Origin of the sequence: Sphingopyxis sp. FD7, from assembly GCF_003609835.1 — a bacterium.
Lineage (GTDB): Bacteria > Pseudomonadota > Alphaproteobacteria > Sphingomonadales > Sphingomonadaceae > Sphingopyxis.
On the sequence record NZ_AP017898.1, the window covers coordinates 913503 to 930966 of the forward strand.

Below are 17464 nucleotides of genomic sequence, written 5' to 3' on the forward strand. Positions count from 1 at the left end.
GCCGATGATGGGTCCAGCCGCCGAAACGCCCGACGCGTACATCGCCGCGCTGTCGGGCTGGCAGCTGGAGCGCTGCCGGATGATGCGCACCGCGATCCTGGGCGCGGCGCCGTTTGACGAAACGATCAAATGGACCAATCTGGTGTTCATGGCCAATGGACCGTGCATATTGATCCGCGCCGAGGCGCAGCGCGTGCTGCTCGGCTTCTGGCGCGGCAAAAGGCTGCGCGCGCTCGATCCCCGGATCAAGGCGAGCGGCAAATATGAACTCGGCAATCTGGTGCTTACGGAAGCAACCGAGGTCACGGCAAAGCAGGTCGCGACGCTCGCTGCCGAGGCCTATCGGCTCAACATCGAACTGGGCAACCCCGCGGCGCGCGCATGAGTAACACCCAGCTGCCGATCGACGCCGCGCTGCCCGACATCATGGCGGCGCTGCTGTTGAAACCCAATGCCGTCGTCGTGGCGCCGCCGGGCGCGGGCAAGACGACGCGCGTTGCGCCGGCGATCCTGGGCCAGCCGTGGTGCAAGGGCGCGGTGTGGCTGCTTTCGCCGCGCCGACTCGCGGCGCGCGGCGCGGCCGAGCGGATATCGGAAGAGATGGGCGAGGCGGTCGGCGGCACGGTCGGTTATGCGACGCGGCTCGACAGCAAGCAGTCGGCGGCGACGCGCCTGCTGGTGATGACGCCCGGCCTGTTCCGCAACCGCATCCTGGCCGACCCCGAACTGTCGGGCGTGTCGGCGGTGCTGTTCGACGAGGTGCACGAGCGCAGCCTCGACGGCGATTTCGCGCTCGCGCTCGCCATCGACGCGCAACAAGGGCTGCGCGACGATTTGCGCCTGGTCGCCATGTCGGCGACGCTCGACGGCGCGCGTTTCGGCGCGCTGCTCGGCGACGCGCCGGTGGTGAAGAGCGAAGGCAAGATTTTCCCGCTCGAGCTGCGCCATGTCGGTCGCCGCGCCGAGGATCGGCTGGAGGCGTCGGTGCTGGCGGCGGTGCGGCAGGCGATGGCCGACGAGGCGGACGGCGACATGCTCGCATTTCTGCCCGGCGCCGCCGACATCGAGCGCGCCGCGAATGCGGTGGAGGAGGCGCGCCTGCCGCTCGCCGTCCATCGCCTGCACGGCCAGATCGACCCGGCGCTCCAGCGCAGAGCGCTCGTCCGCGATCCCGACGGGGGGCGCAAGCTGATCCTCGCGACGAGCATCGCCGAAACCAGCCTGACGATCGACGGCGTGCGCATCGTGATCGACGCGGGCCTGTCGCGCCGCCCGCGCTTCGACAAGGCGGCGGGCATATCGCGCCTCGTCACCGAACGCGCGAGCCAGGCGTCGGCGACGCAGCGCGCCGGTCGCGCGGCGCGGCAGGGGCCGGGGGTCGCCTATCGTCTTTGGGAGGCCGCGGCGACGGCGGGGATGCCGCCCTTCGACCCGCCCGAAATCCATGAGAGCGACCTGATGCCCGTCGTGCTCGACTGCGCGAGCTGGGGCATCATCGACCCGCGACAATTGGGCTGGCTCGATCCGCCGTCGCCCGCCGCGGTCGCCGAAGCCAAGACGCGGCTGCAAGCGATCGGCGCGCTCGGTGATGACGGGCGGATCACGGCGCATGGCAAGGCGCTTGCGGCGATCCCGCTTCCCGTGCCGCTCGCGCACATGCTGCTCGACGCAGCGCGCGCGGGCGAGGGCGAGCTGGCGGGCCGTCTTGCGGTGCTGCTCACCGAACCGGGGCTCGGCGGGCGCGGCGTCGATGTCGAGACGCGGCTGGCGCGCTGGCGCGGGCAGCGCGACGGGCGGTCCGAAGGGGCGTTTCGCCTCGCCCGGCGGCTGTCGGGCATTGCCGAGAAGCTCGCGGCGGACGCGGGCGATACCGCGCCGCGCTCGATCGGCGGCTGGGTCGCGACCGCCTGGCCCGAGCGCGTCGCGCGTAGGCGCGCCGGGCAGCGCGGCGATTATCTGAGCGTCGGCGGGCGCGCCTATCGCATCGATCCGGTCGATCCGCTGAGCAACCATGAATGGCTCGCGATTGCCGACGCGCAGGGCCATGCCGCGGGCGTACGTATCCTTGCTGCGGCGCCGATCGAAGCGGCCGAGGTCGAAGCCTTGTTCGCGGACCGTATCCTGTCCCATTCGACGAGCCGCTTTGACAGCGCGACCGACCGCGTCGATCATCGCCGCGAGCGGCGGCTGGGCGCGATCGCGCTGACGAGCGGGCAGGCGCCACGCGGCGACCATGCGGAGAGCGACATAGCCGTGCGCATGGCGGCGGTGCGCGAGAAGGGGCTGGGTCTGATCGGCTGGGGCCCGGCGGCGCAGGCGCTGCGCCAGCGTGCCTCCTTTGCGGGGATCGACGCGCTGTCGGCCGATGCGCTGGGCGACAGCCTCGAAATCTGGCTCGAACCCTTACTTGCCGGTTGCCGGGGGCTGCGCGACATCGGCGACCGCAGGCTCGCCGATGCGCTGATGGTGATGCTCGACTGGCCGGCGCGGCAGCTGCTCGAAAAACATGCGCCCGCCGACTACACGACCCCGGCGGGCAGTCGCCATCCGATCGACTATGGCGCCGACGGCGGCCCGACGGTCAGCGTGCGGGTGCAGGAGATGTTCGGGCTGTCGCGCCATCCGACCATCGGCGATCCGCCGGTGCCGCTGATTCTCGCGCTGACCTCGCCTGCCCACCGGCCGATTCAGACGACGCGCGACCTCGCCTCCTTCTGGGCGGGCAGCTGGCACGATGTGGCGCGCGAGATGCGCGGCCGCTATCCCAGGCACAGCTGGCCCGACGACCCCGCCAACGCGCGACCGACGCTGATGACCAAGGCGGCGCAGGCGCGGCGCGATGCGCAATAGGCCCCTTTTCGCCCGCGCCGCTTGCGGCTAAGGCGGCGGCAGAATAATCCGGTCAGGGACTCTCCGATGAAAGCGCGTATCTTCCAGAAGCCCAAAAATGCGATGCAGTCGGGGCGTGCGGGCACCGATCGCTGGATGCTGGAGTTTGCCCCCGCCGAGGCGCGCAAGCCCGACCCGCTGATGGGCTGGGCGGGCAGCGGCGACACACAACGCCAGCTGCGGCTGAGCTTTACGAGCCGCGAGGCGGCGGTCGCCTACGCCGAAAAATATGGGATCGACGCCGAGGTGATGCCGACGCCCGCGCGCAAGCTGAAGATCCAGGCCTACGCCGACAATTTCCGCTAACGATCGCGCGACCGGATTCGACTGAGTCGCCCCTTGTGTCGTCATCGCGGCGAAGGCCGGGATCTCGCCGTTGCGGCAGGATGCGAGGGCGAGATTCCGGCCTTCGCCGGAATGACGATTCAGACAGCTGGATTATAGTCCGACCGTTGTACCGTCATCGCGCGGGGACGACGCGAATTATTCGCCCTGTCGGCGATTATTCCGCGTCGGGCTGCAACAGCTTGTGCAGGTGGACGACGACATATTTCATTTCGGCATCGTCGACGGTGCGCTGCGCGGCGCTGCGCCACGCCTTTTCCGCCGATTTATAATCGGGATAGAGGCCGACGACATCGAGATTGTTGAGGTCGACGAAGTCGAGGCCCTGCGGATCGCTGACCCGGCCGCCGAACACGAGGTGCAATTTGCTCATCGCTGCTTTCCTTGCGGAGTACCGCTGGTTGGGGAGAAGCGGCGCCCCCTACCAGCGCTTCTCTTGTCCCGCAAGCGGGCTCATTCCTCGCCCGAGCGTCCCTTGGGCAGCAGCGAGCCGATGAGCGCGCCAACGGCGACCGCGCCGGCGACCAGCGCCAGCGGCTGCTTTTCGGCGACCTCCTTGAGCTTGCTGTTCGCGCGCTTCGCCTGCACCTTGCCCTTGGCATAGGCTTCGCTTGCCGCCTCGCGCGCGGCGCCCGCCTGTTCGCTGGCGCGCGCTGCGATCTCTTCGGTCGCGGCGCGGGCGCGGCCATAGCCTTCCTGGATGCGCGCCTTTGCCGCCTCGGCGGTCAGGCGAGCGTTCTCGGCGGTTTTCTCCGCAAGTTCACTCGCTTTCGCACGTGTTTCGCGCGCGGTTTCACTGAACGGCTTCATCATCTTCCTCCACTTGTCCGGTGTCATCTTCGTCGGCCGTGTCGGCACGAAAATGATCGGCGACACCCGCCGCCATATCCTGCACCTTGCGCGCCAGTCTGGGCGCATGTTCCCTGATCGGTTCGCGCAGCAGCCAGGCGATGCCCGCCGCGGCGGCGATCGCGATCGGCCAGCGATTGTCGCGAAACTCCTGCCGCATCGCGTGCGCGGCATCATCGACCTTGGTTCGCACGCGATATTTGCCGCGGTCGAGCAGCGCCGCCGGGTGCAGCGCCGCCTTGGCGACATCGAGCCGCCGGTAAAGCTCGGCGCGCTGGAGCATCGAGCGGCGCGCGGCGGCGATCAGGCGGTTGCGCGTGCGCGGCATCAGTCGTCCACCCCTTCATTCACCAGGTCGCGCCGCAGCGCGGTGCGAATGTCGCCATAGGCCCGCCGCGCGCGCCAGCCGGCGAGCGCCGCGATCAGCAGCAGCACCGCCACCACGATGATCGTCGCGAGCAACGGCCCCGTGTGCGGCGCGAGCGCAAGGATCGCGCCGAACGCCAGCGCAAGCATCGCGACGCCGAGCGCGCAGGCGGCGACGGCGCCCCACGCGGCACTCCACGTCGCGCCGTGCAGGGCGAGTTCGCCGCGCGCCTCGATCAGCGCCAGCTCGGCCTTTGCCGTCGCCGACAGATTTTCGACGACGTCGCCGACAATCTTGTCGAGCGGGACGGGTTCGCTGGTCGCCGGGCGACCATCGGGCGCATAGCCGTGGCTTATGCCGTCAAAGCTGCGCCCGGCGGGCGCGGGGGTTTCGGGGTCGGAGGATGCCAAGGCCCGATCAATCGTTCGAGCCGCCCTTGAGCATCCGGGCGAGCACGAAGCCGATCACCGTCGCGGCGCCGACCGCGATCGCGGGGTTCTTCTTGACCATGTCGCGCGTCGAAGCCGCAAGTTCGTCGAGATCCTTCTTGTCGAGCGTCGAGGCGAGGCCGGCGACGGTCGATGCCGCCGAGCGCGCATAGTCGCCGTACTGCTTGCCGAACTTGGCATCGACAGTGCCCGCGCTGTCCTCGAGCAGCCTGGCGAGGCTGCCCACGGCTTCGGCGGCCTTGTCCTTGCCCCTGGTCGCGGCATCGCGCGCCGACGCGGTGGCCTGTTTCTTGAGCGCAGCGGCTTCCTGCTTCAGCGATGCCGCCTTCTTCGACGCTTCGGACTTGATCGTGTCGCGCGTCACCGCCAGCTGATCGCGGATCGGATGCTCCCTGGCGGTCTTTGTCGACGCGGGCTTGCGAGCTGGCGCCGCCTTGGTGGCTGCGGCCTTCGCGGGGGCCTTGGGACGGGGCGCGGCGACTTTCTTGGTCGCGGGCGTAGCGGCTTTTGCCATCATCTTGTCCTCTTCTGTCGTATCGGGCGCCGCGCGGGCGGGCATCCTTTCTGGTCCTGTCCCAATATATAGCAAGCGGCGCCCTTTGGTTCCATAGCCGCGCAAAAATCCTATGCATATTGCGTCGGCGCGCAGCCGCCGATAACAGGCGGGCGCCTCATCCATCCGGCCGCTCCGGCCGCCAGCAGGGACATTATCCATGACCGCCATCATCGACATCCACGGCCGCGAAATCCTCGATAGCCGCGGCAATCCAACCGTCGAAGTCGATGTGTTGCTGGAGGACGGCAGCTTCGGCCGCGCCGCGGTGCCGTCGGGCGCCTCGACCGGCGCGCACGAGGCGGTCGAATTGCGCGACGGCGACAAGGCGCGCTATCTGGGCAAGGGCGTGACCAAGGCGGTCGCGGCGGTGAATGGCGAGATTGCCGAGGCGCTGATCGGCCTCGATGCCGAGGACCAGCGCGAAATCGACATGGCGATGATCGACCTCGACGGCACCGCGAACAAGAGCCGCCTCGGCGCCAACGCGATCCTCGGCGTCAGCCTGGCCGCCGCCAAGGCCGCCGCCGACGCACGCGGGCTGCCGCTTTATCGCTATGTCGGCGGCGTGTCGGCGCGCACCCTGCCGGTGCCGATGATGAACATCATCAACGGCGGCGAACATGCCGACAATCCGATCGACGTGCAGGAGTTCATGATCATGCCCGTCGGCGCGGGCAGCATCGCCGAGGCGGTGCGCTGGGGCAGCGAGATTTTCCACACGCTGAAGAAAGGCCTGTCGGCGAAAGGCCTTGCGACTGCGGTGGGTGACGAGGGCGGCTTCGCCCCGAACCTCGCCTCGACGCGCGCCGCGCTCGATTTCATCGCGGCGTCGGTCGATCAGGCCGGGTTCAAGCTGGGCAGCGACGTCGTGCTCGCACTGGATTGCGCCGCGACGGAGTTCTTCAGGAACGGGAAGTATGACATCAGCGGCGAGGGGCTTTCGCTGAGTCCCGAACAGATGGCCGACTATCTCGCCGCGCTCGTCAGGGATTACCCGATTCTGTCGATCGAGGACGGCATGAGCGAAGATGATTTCACCGGCTGGAAGGCGCTTACCGACCTGATCGGCGACAAGTGCCAGCTCGTCGGCGACGATCTGTTCGTCACCAACCCGGCGCGGCTCGAACAGGGGATCAGGGACGGTCTCGCCAATTCGCTGCTCGTCAAGGTCAATCAGATCGGCACCCTGTCGGAAACCCTCGACGCGGTCGATATGGCGCACCGCGCGCGCTACACCGCGGTGATGTCGCACCGTTCGGGCGAGACCGAGGATTCGACGATCGCCGACCTCGCGGTCGCGACGAACTGCGGCCAGATCAAGACCGGCAGCCTCGCGCGTTCGGACCGGCTTGCGAAATACAATCAGCTCATCCGCATCGAGGAAGAGCTGGGCGACATGGCGCGCTATCCGGGGATGGCGATTTTCGGATAAGCCCTTTTACCTCGTCATGCTGCACTTGTTTCAGCATCCACGGCCTGAACTCGCGAACCTGGGCCATGGATCCTGAAACAAGTTCAGGGTGACGATTAAGAATGCATAACCCGCACCCGACGCCTTGACGCCATGAATCGCCTGTGATTCAAGGGCGGCGATGATGCAGCGCCACAAGTTCCGCAAGTCGATGAGCCGCGCGACCGGGCCGGCGCTCGCCGTGATCGCGGTGCTGGCCATGCTGGGCTATGCGATCTTCGGCCCGACCGGGCTTTACGCCTGGGGCGAATATAGCCAGTCGGTCGAAAAGAAGCGCGTCGTGCTGAGCGAGTTGACCAAGAAAGAGCGCGAGCTTCAGAACCGCGTCAATTTGCTCGACCAGCGGCGCGTCGATCCCGATCTGGCGGAGGAATATGTGCGCTCGAAACTTGGCGCCTATCACCCCGACGAGGTGATCATTCCGATGGAGCCCGAGGCGAAGTAACGCTTCCATGCCGTCATTGCGAGCGGAGCGAAGCAATCCCCAGCTATCGACCTCGCGCCATGCTGAAAGCTGGCGACTGCCGCGTCGCCCCGGATCAAGTCCGGGGCTCGTCGCAATGACGCCGACAAGGTTTGCGGTGCCGAAGCTGCATACGTAAGTCGGCCCTGTGCGCGATCATGGCAGGCGTTGCCAAACCCGTCGCGCCGCTCCTATAGGGGGCCTTGCCGTAACGGCTAATCGCAAAGGAAATCCGCCTTGGCCAAAGCACCCGCGCGTAAGACTGCCGCGCCAAAAAAAGTCGCCTCCACCCCAGCTCCCTCGTCCAATCGCGAGCAGCCGCGCGACCCCGTCCCCTATGAGGCGACGCCGGAGGAGCTTGAGAAATTCTATCGCGACATGCTGCTCATCCGCCGTTTCGAGGAAAAGGCGGGGCAGCTTTATGGATTGGGCCTGATCGGCGGCTTCTGCCATCTCTATATCGGGCAGGAAGCGGTTGCGGTGGGGCTCCAGTCGGCGCTCGACGGCGAGAAGGATAGTGTCATCACCGGATACCGCGACCATGGCCACATGCTCGCTTACGGCATCGACCCCAAGGTCATCATGGCCGAGCTGACCGGCCGCGCCGCGGGCATCTCGAAGGGCAAGGGCGGCTCGATGCACATGTTCAGCGTCGAGCATAAGTTTTACGGTGGCCACGGGATCGTCGGCGCGCAGGTGTCGCTCGGCACCGGGCTTGCCTTTGCGCACAAATATCGCGGCGACGGCGGGGTGGCGATGGCCTATTTCGGCGACGGCGCCGCGAACCAGGGCCAGGTTTACGAGAGCTTCAACATGGCCGAGCTGTGGAAGCTGCCGATCATCTTCGTGATCGAGAATAATCAATATGCGATGGGCACGTCGGTCAACCGCGCGTCGGCCGAGGACCAGCTCTATCGCCGCGGCGAAAGCTTCCGCATTCCGGGGATGCAGGTCGACGGCATGGACGTTCTGGCGGTGCGCGGCGCGGCCGAGGCGGCGCTCGAATGGGTGCGCGCGGGCAAGGGGCCGGTGCTGATGGAACTCAAGACCTATCGCTATCGCGGCCATTCGATGTCCGACCCCGCCAAATATCGCAGCCGCGAGGAAGTGCAGGCGGTCCGCGACAAGTCGGACGCGATCGAGCATCTCAAGAAATTGATGACCGACGCCGGGATCGGCGAGGACCGGATCAAGGACATCGACAAGGAGATTCGTGCAATCGTTGCCGAATCGGCCGACTTTGCCGAAAGCGCGCCCGAACCCGACCTGTCCGAACTTTATACCGACGTGCTGGTGGAGCAGTATTGAGATGGCCATCGAACTGAAGATGCCGGCGCTGTCGCCGACGATGGAAGAAGGCACGCTCGCCAAGTGGCTCGTCAAGGAAGGCGACGCGGTGAAGTCGGGCGACATCCTGGCCGAGATCGAGACCGACAAGGCGACGATGGAGTTTGAAGCAGTCGACGAGGGCACGATCGCTCAGATCCTCGTTCCCGAAGGTACCGACAATGTGAAGGTCGGCACGGTGATCGCGACGATCGCGGGTGAGGGCGAGGATGCGGCGACGCCTGCCAAAGCCGTCGCCCCGGCGGAAGCTGGGGCCGCTATCGAAGCCACTCCTGCGCCAGCGGTCCCAGCTTCCGCCGGGACGACGGAGAAGGTCGAAAAACCCGCCGCGGTAGAACGGGCCGATGATCCCGCCATCCCCGAAGGCACCGCGATGGTGAAGCTCACCGTCCGCGAAGCGCTGCGCGACGCGATGGCCGAGGAGATGCGCGCCGACGACCGCGTGTTCGTGATGGGCGAGGAAGTCGCCGAATATCAGGGCGCCTACAAGGTCACGCAGGGCTTGCTCCAGGAGTTCGGCGCCAGCCGTGTGGTCGACACGCCGATCACCGAATATGGCTTCGCGGGTCTCGGCGCGGGCGCGGCGATGGGCGGCCTCAAGCCGATCATCGAGTTCATGACCTTCAACTTCGCGATGCAGGCGATCGACCACATCATCAACTCGGCGGCGAAGACCAACTATATGTCGGGCGGCCAGATGCGCTGTCCGATCGTGTTCCGCGGGCCCAACGGCGCGGCAGCGCGCGTCGGGGCGCAGCACAGCCAGAATTACGCGCCCTGGTATGCCAGCGTCCCCGGCCTGATCGTCATCGCGCCTTATGACGCCGCCGACGCCAAGGGGCTGCTGAAGGCCGCGATCCGCACCGAAGACCCGGTCGTCTTCCTCGAAAACGAGCTGCTCTATGGCCGCAGCTTCGAGGTTCCCGATATCGAGGATTTCGTCCTGCCGATCGGCAAGGCGCGCACCATGCGCGAAGGCAGCGACGTCACGATCGTCAGCTATTCGATCGGCGTCGGGCTCGCGCTCGAAGCCGCCGACAGCCTTGCGGGCGAGGGCATCGACGCCGAGGTGATCGACCTGCGCACCTTGCGTCCGCTCGACACCGCGACGGTGCTGGCGAGCCTCAAGAAGACGAACCGCCTCGTCGTCGTCGAGGAAGGCTGGCCGGTCTGCTCGATCGCCAGCGAACTCGCGATGGTCGCGATGGAGCAGGGCTTCGACGACCTCGACGCGCCCGTGATGCGCGTGTGCAACGAGGATGTGCCGCTGCCCTATGCCAACAATCTCGAAAAGGCCGCGCTGATCGACACGCCGCGGGTGGTGAAGGCGGTGAAGGCGGTCCTCCATCGCGCCTAGTCTCCCTCGTCATTGCGAGGAGCGAAGCCACGAAGCAATCTCCGGCGGGCGATTCATGGGGCCGCGGGCTGAAGATTGCTTCCCCCGGCCTTCGCCGGGGTCGCAATGACGATGCTGTGCTGGTAGCGCCGCGACGATGGATGACGCTGCTCCAGAAATTTCCTTCTGCCCCGACATGCGCGATCCGCGCGTCATGGTCGCGGTGCCGCGGGCGCGGCGCGCGGCGATGGCGGCGCTGTGGGGCCTCGCCGCACGGTTGACCAAATTGCTGCTCGATGCACGCGAGCCGCTGATCGGACAGATCAAGCTTGCGTGGTGGCGCGACATGATGGCGCTGCTCGCAAGCGATCCCGCCGCCTTGCCCAAGGGCGAACCCCTGCTCGCCGACCTTGCGGCAAGCTGGGCCGGGCAGGGCGGGCTCGATGCGCTGGTCGATGCGGCCGAAGCGATGCTGCTGGCCGAGAATGATGCCGAGCGGTGCGCGGCGGCCGCAAGCTTCGGCGCAGAGCTTTTCGCGCTGTCGGGAGGCGGAGCTGCGGCCGGGAAACGCTGGGGCCTGCTTTGGGGCGCCGGCGTCGTCGAGGCGAAGGATATGGCGCGCCGCCTTCTAGCCGATGCCAGGAACGCCGAGGCGCCCGCGCGCGGGGATTTCGCCGGCAGCCGCGCGCTGCGGATGCTCGACCACTGGGCCGCGGCGATCGCGCGCCGCGATGGCGCGCGCCATTTGCGGCGCGAGGGATTGCTGCTTTTGCGTATCGGGCTGTTCGGCCGCTGATCGAATAAATGCCGCCGGGGGTGGAAATGCGCCGGGCGAACATCTATCTTGCGCGGTACAGAATAGGGTCAGGACCCATTCATTGCGCGATCGAGGTTTGAGGCGATTTTGTTCAGTGTGAGGAGGCAAGGCGAAGGAATATGCCGATATTTCAAGACTTGCCGACGAAACAATGGACAAAATCGGTCAAATCCCGAAGGGACGTCGAAATGGCTTCGATCTCGGGCCCGCGCGGCCTTGCGGGTAGCGATGCTACCCGCTGCACCCGCCCGAACCCGATATCTTCGCCATTTCGACGCCTCGATCGCGCAATGAATGGGTCCTGACCCCAGGGTCGCAGGGGACAGTTTATGTTCAACGGGCTGATCGCCTATCTCGATTCGATCAAGGCGCGCGACCCCGCGCCGCGGTCGCGCTGGGAAATCCTGCTCTATCCGGGCCTGCTCGCGGTCGGGATGCACCGCGTCGCGCACTGGCTGTTCGAGGCGCGGCTGTTCTTCCTCGCGCGCTTCGTCAATCATCTGTCGCGCTTCCTGACCGCGATCGACATCCATCCGGGCGCGACGATCGGTCGGCACCTGTTCATCGACCATGGCTTCGGCGTTGTCATCGGGGAGACGGCGGAGATTGGCGACAATGTGTCGATCTATCAGGGGGTGACGCTCGGCGGCACGGACCCGGCGAACGGCATCGGCGGCAAGCGCCATCCGACGCTCGCCGACGACGTCATCGTCGGATCGGGCGCGCAGATACTGGGCCCGATCACGGTCAATGCGCGCGCGCGCGTCGGAGCCAATGCCGTGGTGACCAGGGATGTGCCCGAAGGTGCGGTGATGGTGGGCATACCCGCGCGTTCGACCTTGCTGGACGCAACCGAATATGCGCGCGAGTTCGTGCCTTACGGGACGCCGTGCAGCGAAACCTTCGATCCCGCGACACAAAAGGTCGAACTGTTGCAGTGCCAACTCGAGCAGATGCAGAAGCAGCTCGCGGCGCTGATCGCCGAACGCGACGCGGCGCGCGGCACCGAAGTCGAAGAGGCGCCGCGGCGCAGAGGGAGCCGGAAAAGCGCCTGATGGGAACGGTCACCCCCCTGCCGTTCCATGGCCGGACGGCGCCGCTTCAGACCGGTTTTGAACGCCCCGAACTCATGCGCATCCTTGATCTTTACGGCCGGATGGTCGCGGCGGGGCACTGGCGCGACTATGCAATGGATTTCCATCGCGACGCCGCGATCTTCTCCGCCTTTCGCCGCGCTGCCGAGCGCCCCGAATATCGCATCGAAAAACGTCCCGCGCTGCGGAACCGCCAGGGCATGTGGGCCCTGGTCTCCGAAGCGGGGGCGATTTTGAAACGCGGGGACGAATTGTCGAACATCCTCGCGCCCGTCGAACGCAAGCTGATGAAACTGGTCGGCGACTGACCGTCAGCCAGCGGCGGCGCGATGCGCCGCAAGGACCGCGTCGTAATTTCCGAGCACCCGTTCCTCCAGGTCGGTGTCGCCATATTCGATGACTTCGACGATCCTGCCGTCCGAAAAGCGGAACAGGAAGCAATAGTCATTATTATATCGCTCGCCGCGCCTCGTCGTCACGTCGCCGCGGACCTCCGCGACGACGGTGTCGCCCTCGGCGATCAGGTTGATCGCGCGCGCGGTATAGGTCGTCGCGAACAGCCCGAACAGCGGCGCGAGCAGGTCGCGACGCACCGCCTCCTGCCCCTCGAAGCGGCGCGACCAGCTTGAATGACCCGGAAGGCGCCAGACATAATCGGGGTGGACCGCCGCGCCAAAGGGCGCGCGGTCGCCGGTTTCGAGCGCGGCATAGATGCGGCGGATCGTTTCTTTGTTGGCCTGTGCGGTCATCGAATTTTCCTTTCGACGCCGATCATGCCCGCGGCTAGATCATAACAAAAATGAATATAGTGGATATTGGTTATGCGTGAACCGGATTTCGATCGCTGTGACCTCAATCTGCTGCGCCTGTTGCTCGCGTTGCTCGAAACGCGCGGGGTATCGGCGGCGGCGGAGCGCGTCGGATTGTCGCAGCCGGCGGTCAGCCGCGCGCTGGCGCGCCTCCGCCGCGATTTCGGCGATCCGCTGCTCGTTCGCACGGGCGGCGGCATGGCGCCCACGCCGCGCGCGGTCGCGCTGCTCGATCCGCTGCGCGCGCTGCTCGCGAAGACGGCGGCGCTCTATCGCGCCGAAGCGTTCGACCCGGCGTCGGCGCGGCAGGTCTTTCGCGCCGCCATGCCCGACGTGATCGCGGCGACGATCCTGCCGCGGTTCGCGGCGTTGCTGCTGGACGAAGCGCCATCGTGCCGTATCGAGATCGTCCCCTGGGCGATCGGCGCAATGCCCGGCGCGGGGGTAGAGATCGATTTTGCCATCAGTTGCGAGCCGCATCTCTATCGTTCGATGCGGATGGAGCCGCTGTTCGACGATGACGACCGGCTGGCGGTGCGCGCCGACCGCGCCGCGGCGATCGCCGCGATGGGACTGGCGGAGATCGCCGCCCTGCCGCACGTCGGCGTCGCGACCGCGGCGATGCCGCACGATCCGGTTGACCGCTGGTGGCGCGACGAGGGGCTGGAGCGCAATATCGCCGTGGTGGTGCCGCATTATCTTCAGGCGTTGCACCTGGTTGCGGGCAGCGATCTGGTCGCGGTGCTGCCGTCGCGTTTCTGCGCCGGGCCGGGCGCGGCGCTGGGCGTGGCGGCGGTGGACTTGCCGCTGGCCCCGTCGCCGGACCGGCAATGGCTGTTCACGCCCGTGACAGCCGAGGCCGATCCGGCATCGATCTGGCTGCGCGCGCTCGTCCGGCGCGCGGCAGCGGAGGTTTAGGCGGCCGCGGGCAATTGCCCGGCGACTTGCGCGGGCAACAGGCCGACGACGGCGCGGCGCGCATTCTGCCAGAAGGCCGACAACAGCAGCAGCGCCGAGCCGATCACGAAAGCGGTCAGCGCGACGTTGAGTTCGACCGCGCCGAACTGGTTGAACAGCTGCGTCAGCGCGAACAGCACATAGGCGAGCGCCGAGACGAGCAGCGCGCGGCGGTCGATCGCGAGCGCGATCAGCCCGAACAGCACATAGATGGCGACGACCATCAACGCCGCGCCGCTGCCGATATTGTCGCCCTCGGTGACGCCGAGCAGGTGAAAGATCGGATGCGCGATCATCGGTGCGGCGAGCAGGTGGAGCCAGAAGGCGACGTCGCTGCGCCGCGTCTGGCGTGCGCGGTCGCTCTTGTCCCACCACATGGCGAGCGCGAAGACGCCGAGTCCGGCGATAAGGACCAGCGCCATCACCAGCGTCGGATTATGATCGGGAACCCCGGTCAGCGACAGGATCAGCGCGATTGCGGTCGCGGCGAGGGCAGCCGTGCCCGCCGCGACGGTGATCGGCACCATGAAGCGTTTCCAGTGCAGCCAGGTCGCGCCCGCGGTCACCGCGGCGATCGTGCCGACGAGCAGCGCGCCGACGGTGTCGCCCGGACTGCTTCCGAAAATGGCCTCGCCATGTTCGACGAGGAAACCCGCCATTGTTGCAAAAACGCCGCCGGCGAAGGCGAGGACAAGGATGATGCTGGGCAGCGCCATGCGGCGGCGGCGCGTGAAATACTCCGCCAGAAGCCAGGCCGAACTCGCGACGAACGCGCCCGCCAACGCGCTGTGGATCGATTCGCCGATCCACGCCACCGCGACGAGCAGGATCACCGCCGCGATGCTGACGAAAATATCGTTGAAGCCGGTGATGAGGCGGAAGGATTCTTCATCCGCTCCGGGGGCGGCGCGCACCGATGCGATATGGCCGCGAAAAGCCGCGGCGGCCTCCGGCGTCAATATCTTTGCATCGACCGCGGCTTGCAGGTCGCTTTCACTATACATCGGGGTCGTCCTTCCTAGACCGATCCCCTTGCCCCGCCGAGACTATTCCAGAACTGTGTTGCTGTGTCAATACGGCATGGCGCCGTGATCCGCCCTGTCGCGCAGCGATGGGGAGGGGGACCGCTCGCGAAGCGAGTGGTGGAGGGGCGGCGACGTCTGCGCCAAGGCCCCTCCGTCAGCGGCTACGCCGCTGCCACCTCCCCATGCCTGCGGCACAGGGAGGATCGAAATGCCTCAACCCAGCGCCATCAGCGCCTTCATCACATTCATCGACTGTTCGCTGCCCGATTGCGGAACGGTGTCGCCGGTGCGGTCGATGATCTTGTCCCACGCGGCGGCGACGCCTTCGGGGGTGCGCTCGCCTTCGGGCAGCGCGACGCCGGGGGTCATGGTGACATAGGCGGCGTGATAGGCGCCCGCGCCCGCGCCGACGATCATGTTGGTCGGCGCGTCTTCGCTGACGAGATAGAGCGCGGCGGGAACGACATTTTCCGGCGTGAACTTCTCGAACAGCTCGGCGGGGAAAATATCCTCGGTCATCCGCGTGCCCGCAACCGGTGCGATGGTGTTGCAGCGGATATTATATTTTGCGCCTTCGAGGTGGAGCGTCTTGGTGAGGCCGGCGAGGCCCAGCTTCGCCGCGCCATAATTGGCCTGCCCGAAATTGCCGTAGAGGCCGGTCGACGATGCGGTCATCAGGATGCGGCCATAGGCCTGGTCGCGCATGATGTCCCAGCACGCCTTGGTGACATAGGCGCTGCCGAGCAGGTGAACCTTGACCACCAGGTCGAAATCGGCGGGCTCCATCTTGGCGAAGCTCTTGTCGCGCAGGATGCCGGCGTTGTTGATGAGAATGTGGACGCCGCCCCATTCCTCCTTCGCCTTTGCGACCATTTCGACCATCTGTTCATATTCGGTGACGCTGCCACCGTCGGGCATGGCGGTGCCGCCCGCGGCGCGAATCTCCTCGACCACCTGCAATGCCGCGTCCGAATGGCCGGTGCCGTCGCGCGCGCCGCCGAGGTCGTTGACCACGACCTTTGCGCCGCGCCGCGCAAGTTCGAGCGCATAGGCGCGGCCAAGCCCGCCGCCCGCGCCAGTGACAATGGCAACGCGGCCGTCAAAATTGATCGTCATGATGGTCTCCCGCAAAAGGCCCTTCGCCTGAAAGGTTGCCCGAAAAAACTGGAACGTCCTTAGCCGCTGGCGCCTCGCTGGCAAGGGGTCAGGAAAAATGGCGATGCAACAAAAATGTCATGCAATTGACGCGTAACGGTCACTTATACGCCATAACAGCGCCGCCAGTTTGTAACCCTTTCGTCACGGAGCTTTCCCTTCCATGCGCTATTCGCTGACCGCCGCCCTGCTGGCGACCTCGATCCTTTGCCTGCCGACGGCGGCGCGGGCGCAGGCGATGACGGCCGAGGAAGCTGCCGCGCTTCGCGCCGAGCTCGCGGCATTGAAGGCGCAGGTCGCGACGCTCGAATCGCGGCTCGACGCCGCGACCGTGCAGCCGACGCCGACAACTGCGCCCGCGCCAACGCCAGCGGCGCCGTCGGTCACCGCCAGGCCCGCGAGCGAGATCGCCTGGAAGGGCGCGCCCGAGATCAGGACCGCCGACGGCTGGAGCTTCAAGCCGCGTGGGCGGATGCAGCTTGATTTGGCCGCAGTCGATGCGCCGGTCGGTGCGACCGGCGTGCGGGGCGGCCTTAAAACCGAGTTCCGCCGCATCTATCTGGGTGTCGACGGCAAGATTCCCGGCGGTTTCGCCTATCGCGTCGAGGCTGATGTGGCGAACAGCTCGGTCGAGCTCACCGACGTTTACCTGACTTATGGCACCGGCCCGCTGTCGATCACTGCGGGGCAGATCAAACCCTTCTGGTCGCTCGACGAGATGACAAGCGACCTCTTCACCAGCTTCATGGAGCGTGCAGCCTTTGCGCAGGCCTTTGGTTTCGAGCGGCGCGTCGGCCTGTCAGCGCAATATAAGCGCGGCGACCTGCTGCTTCAGGCGGGGGTGTTCGGCGACAATGCCGAGGATCTGCTCGATGACACGAACAATGCGGTCAGCCTCGACGGTCGCGTCGTGTGGATGCCGAAGCTCGGCGATACGCAGCTGCACCTTGCCGCGTCGGGCCACTGGCGCGACCCCAATGACCCGGCGGCGCTGGGCCGTTATCGCGCCCGGCCCTTCGTTCACACGACCGACGTGCGGCTGGTCGATACCGGACAGATCGATGTGGCGAGCGAGCGCGGCGTCGGGCTGGAGGGCGCAGTGATCGCGGGGCCGTTCCACGCCGCGGGCGAAGCCTATTGGCACCGGGTCAACCGAACCGGCTCGGCCGATCCGACCTTCTTCGGCGGCTATGCCGAGGTCGGGATGGTGCTGACGCCGGGTGACCGCCGCGGATATAAGGACGGCGGTTTCGACCGGCTGAAGCCCTCGAAGCCGATCACCGCCGGCGGCATCGGCGCGTTTCAGGTGAACGCCCGTTACGATCATCTCGATCTCAACGACGGTGGAATCGTCGGCGGACGCCAGCAGGCGGCGCTGATCGGCCTTGTCTGGGCGCCGATCGACTATATCCGCATTTCTGCCAATTACGGCAAATTGTGGATCGACGATGCGCGCGTGGCGACGGCAACGGGCGATCGCGATTATACGGCGGACACTTTCGGACTGCGAACGCAGGTCGATTTCTGACGCGGAT

20 protein-coding genes are annotated in these 17464 nt (G+C 66.8%); 12 read left to right on the forward strand and 8 right to left on the reverse strand.

Annotated elements, in window-relative coordinates:
- The first annotated feature begins 4 nt into the window (after positions 1-4).
- From SPYCA_RS04240 to SPYCA_RS04250, 3 genes are all read left to right on the forward strand, one after another.
- Positions 5-385: a DUF1801 domain-containing protein gene (locus SPYCA_RS04240; protein WP_232003517.1), complete on the forward strand. Its 381-nt coding sequence runs from the start codon at positions 5-7 to the stop codon at positions 383-385.
- Positions 382-2850, forward strand: a complete 2469-nt coding sequence (gene hrpB / locus SPYCA_RS04245; RefSeq protein WP_120219070.1) for an ATP-dependent helicase HrpB — start codon at positions 382-384, stop codon at positions 2848-2850. The genes SPYCA_RS04240 and hrpB overlap by 4 nt, the downstream gene beginning before the upstream one ends.
- Before the next feature lie 66 nt (positions 2851-2916).
- Positions 2917-3195: an ETC complex I subunit gene (locus SPYCA_RS04250; RefSeq protein WP_120219071.1), complete on the forward strand. Its 279-nt coding sequence runs from the start codon at positions 2917-2919 to the stop codon at positions 3193-3195.
- Positions 3196-3391: 196 nt separating this feature from the next.
- Here SPYCA_RS04250 and SPYCA_RS04255 read toward each other — a convergent pair whose 3' ends face one another.
- From SPYCA_RS04255 to SPYCA_RS04275, 5 genes are all read right to left on the reverse strand, one after another.
- Positions 3392-3607, reverse strand: coding sequence for a DUF4170 domain-containing protein (locus tag SPYCA_RS04255; RefSeq protein WP_120219072.1), 216 nt, complete (start codon positions 3605-3607; stop codon positions 3392-3394).
- Positions 3608-3687: 80 nt separating this feature from the next.
- Complete coding sequence (locus tag SPYCA_RS04260) at positions 3688-4044, reverse strand: hypothetical protein (protein ID WP_120219073.1); 357 nt, start codon at positions 4042-4044, stop codon at positions 3688-3690.
- Entirely contained in the window at positions 4028-4411 is a 384-nt protein-coding gene (locus SPYCA_RS04265) for a DUF3618 domain-containing protein (protein WP_120219074.1), read from the reverse strand. The genes SPYCA_RS04260 and SPYCA_RS04265 overlap by 17 nt, the downstream gene beginning before the upstream one ends.
- Positions 4411-4860, reverse strand: coding sequence for a phage holin family protein (locus tag SPYCA_RS04270; protein WP_120219075.1), 450 nt, complete (start codon positions 4858-4860; stop codon positions 4411-4413). Before SPYCA_RS04270 ends, SPYCA_RS04265 begins: the two co-directional genes overlap by 1 nt.
- Before the next feature lie 7 nt (positions 4861-4867).
- On the reverse strand, positions 4868-5458 hold the full coding sequence (locus tag SPYCA_RS04275; RefSeq protein WP_120219076.1) for a hypothetical protein: 591 nt from the start codon (positions 5456-5458) through the stop codon (positions 4868-4870).
- A gap of 154 nt (positions 5459-5612) precedes the next feature.
- On the opposite strand from SPYCA_RS04275, the gene eno reads away from it, so the two are divergent.
- The 7 genes from eno (at position 5613) to SPYCA_RS04315 (ending at position 12291) form a co-directional block, all read left to right on the forward strand.
- Positions 5613-6887, forward strand: coding sequence for a phosphopyruvate hydratase (eno, locus tag SPYCA_RS04280; protein WP_120219077.1), 1275 nt, complete (start codon positions 5613-5615; stop codon positions 6885-6887).
- A 163-nt stretch (positions 6888-7050) separates the two neighbouring features.
- Positions 7051-7371, forward strand: a complete 321-nt coding sequence (locus SPYCA_RS04285) for an FtsB family cell division protein (protein WP_232003519.1) — start codon at positions 7051-7053, stop codon at positions 7369-7371.
- 255 nt (positions 7372-7626) lie between these two features.
- A complete protein-coding gene (gene pdhA / locus SPYCA_RS04290; protein WP_120219079.1) occupies positions 7627-8697 on the forward strand; it encodes a pyruvate dehydrogenase (acetyl-transferring) E1 component subunit alpha in 1071 nt (356 codons plus the stop codon).
- A 1-nt stretch (position 8698) separates the two neighbouring features.
- Positions 8699-10093, forward strand: a complete 1395-nt coding sequence (locus SPYCA_RS04295; protein WP_120219080.1) for a pyruvate dehydrogenase complex E1 component subunit beta — start codon at positions 8699-8701, stop codon at positions 10091-10093.
- A 175-nt stretch (positions 10094-10268) separates the two neighbouring features.
- Positions 10269-10868: a hypothetical protein gene (locus tag SPYCA_RS04300; protein ID WP_232003521.1), complete on the forward strand. Its 600-nt coding sequence runs from the start codon at positions 10269-10271 to the stop codon at positions 10866-10868.
- 350 nt (positions 10869-11218) lie between these two features.
- Positions 11219-11944 (forward strand): serine O-acetyltransferase, encoded by a 726-nt coding sequence (gene cysE, locus SPYCA_RS04310; RefSeq protein ID WP_120219082.1) that lies wholly within the window; start codon positions 11219-11221, stop codon positions 11942-11944.
- Positions 11944-12291, forward strand: a complete 348-nt coding sequence (locus SPYCA_RS04315; protein ID WP_120219083.1) for a DUF2794 domain-containing protein — start codon at positions 11944-11946, stop codon at positions 12289-12291. Before cysE ends, SPYCA_RS04315 begins: the two co-directional genes overlap by 1 nt.
- 3 nt (positions 12292-12294) lie before the next feature.
- On the opposite strand, the gene SPYCA_RS04320 is transcribed toward SPYCA_RS04315, so the two are convergent.
- Complete coding sequence (locus SPYCA_RS04320; RefSeq protein WP_120219084.1) at positions 12295-12732, reverse strand: nuclear transport factor 2 family protein; 438 nt, start codon at positions 12730-12732, stop codon at positions 12295-12297.
- A 72-nt stretch (positions 12733-12804) separates the two neighbouring features.
- Between SPYCA_RS04320 and SPYCA_RS04325 the strand changes: the two genes are divergently transcribed.
- Positions 12805-13710, forward strand: a complete 906-nt coding sequence (locus SPYCA_RS04325; RefSeq protein ID WP_120219085.1) for a LysR family transcriptional regulator — start codon at positions 12805-12807, stop codon at positions 13708-13710.
- Here the strand turns inward: SPYCA_RS04325 and SPYCA_RS04330 are convergent.
- Both SPYCA_RS04330 and SPYCA_RS04335 read right to left on the reverse strand, forming a co-directional pair.
- Positions 13707-14753, reverse strand: a complete 1047-nt coding sequence (locus SPYCA_RS04330; protein WP_120219086.1) for a hypothetical protein — start codon at positions 14751-14753, stop codon at positions 13707-13709. The two genes, SPYCA_RS04325 and SPYCA_RS04330, sit on opposite strands and share 4 nt — an antisense overlap.
- Before the next feature lie 234 nt (positions 14754-14987).
- Positions 14988-15890: an SDR family oxidoreductase gene (locus tag SPYCA_RS04335; RefSeq protein ID WP_120219087.1), complete on the reverse strand. Its 903-nt coding sequence runs from the start codon at positions 15888-15890 to the stop codon at positions 14988-14990.
- 202 nt (positions 15891-16092) lie between these two features.
- Between SPYCA_RS04335 and SPYCA_RS04340 the strand changes: the two genes are divergently transcribed.
- The gene (locus SPYCA_RS04340) at positions 16093-17457 is read left to right on the forward strand and encodes an OprO/OprP family phosphate-selective porin (RefSeq protein ID WP_120219088.1); all 1365 of its coding nucleotides are present in this window, start codon (positions 16093-16095) and stop codon (positions 17455-17457) included.
- Positions 17458-17464: the final 7 nt, after the last annotated feature.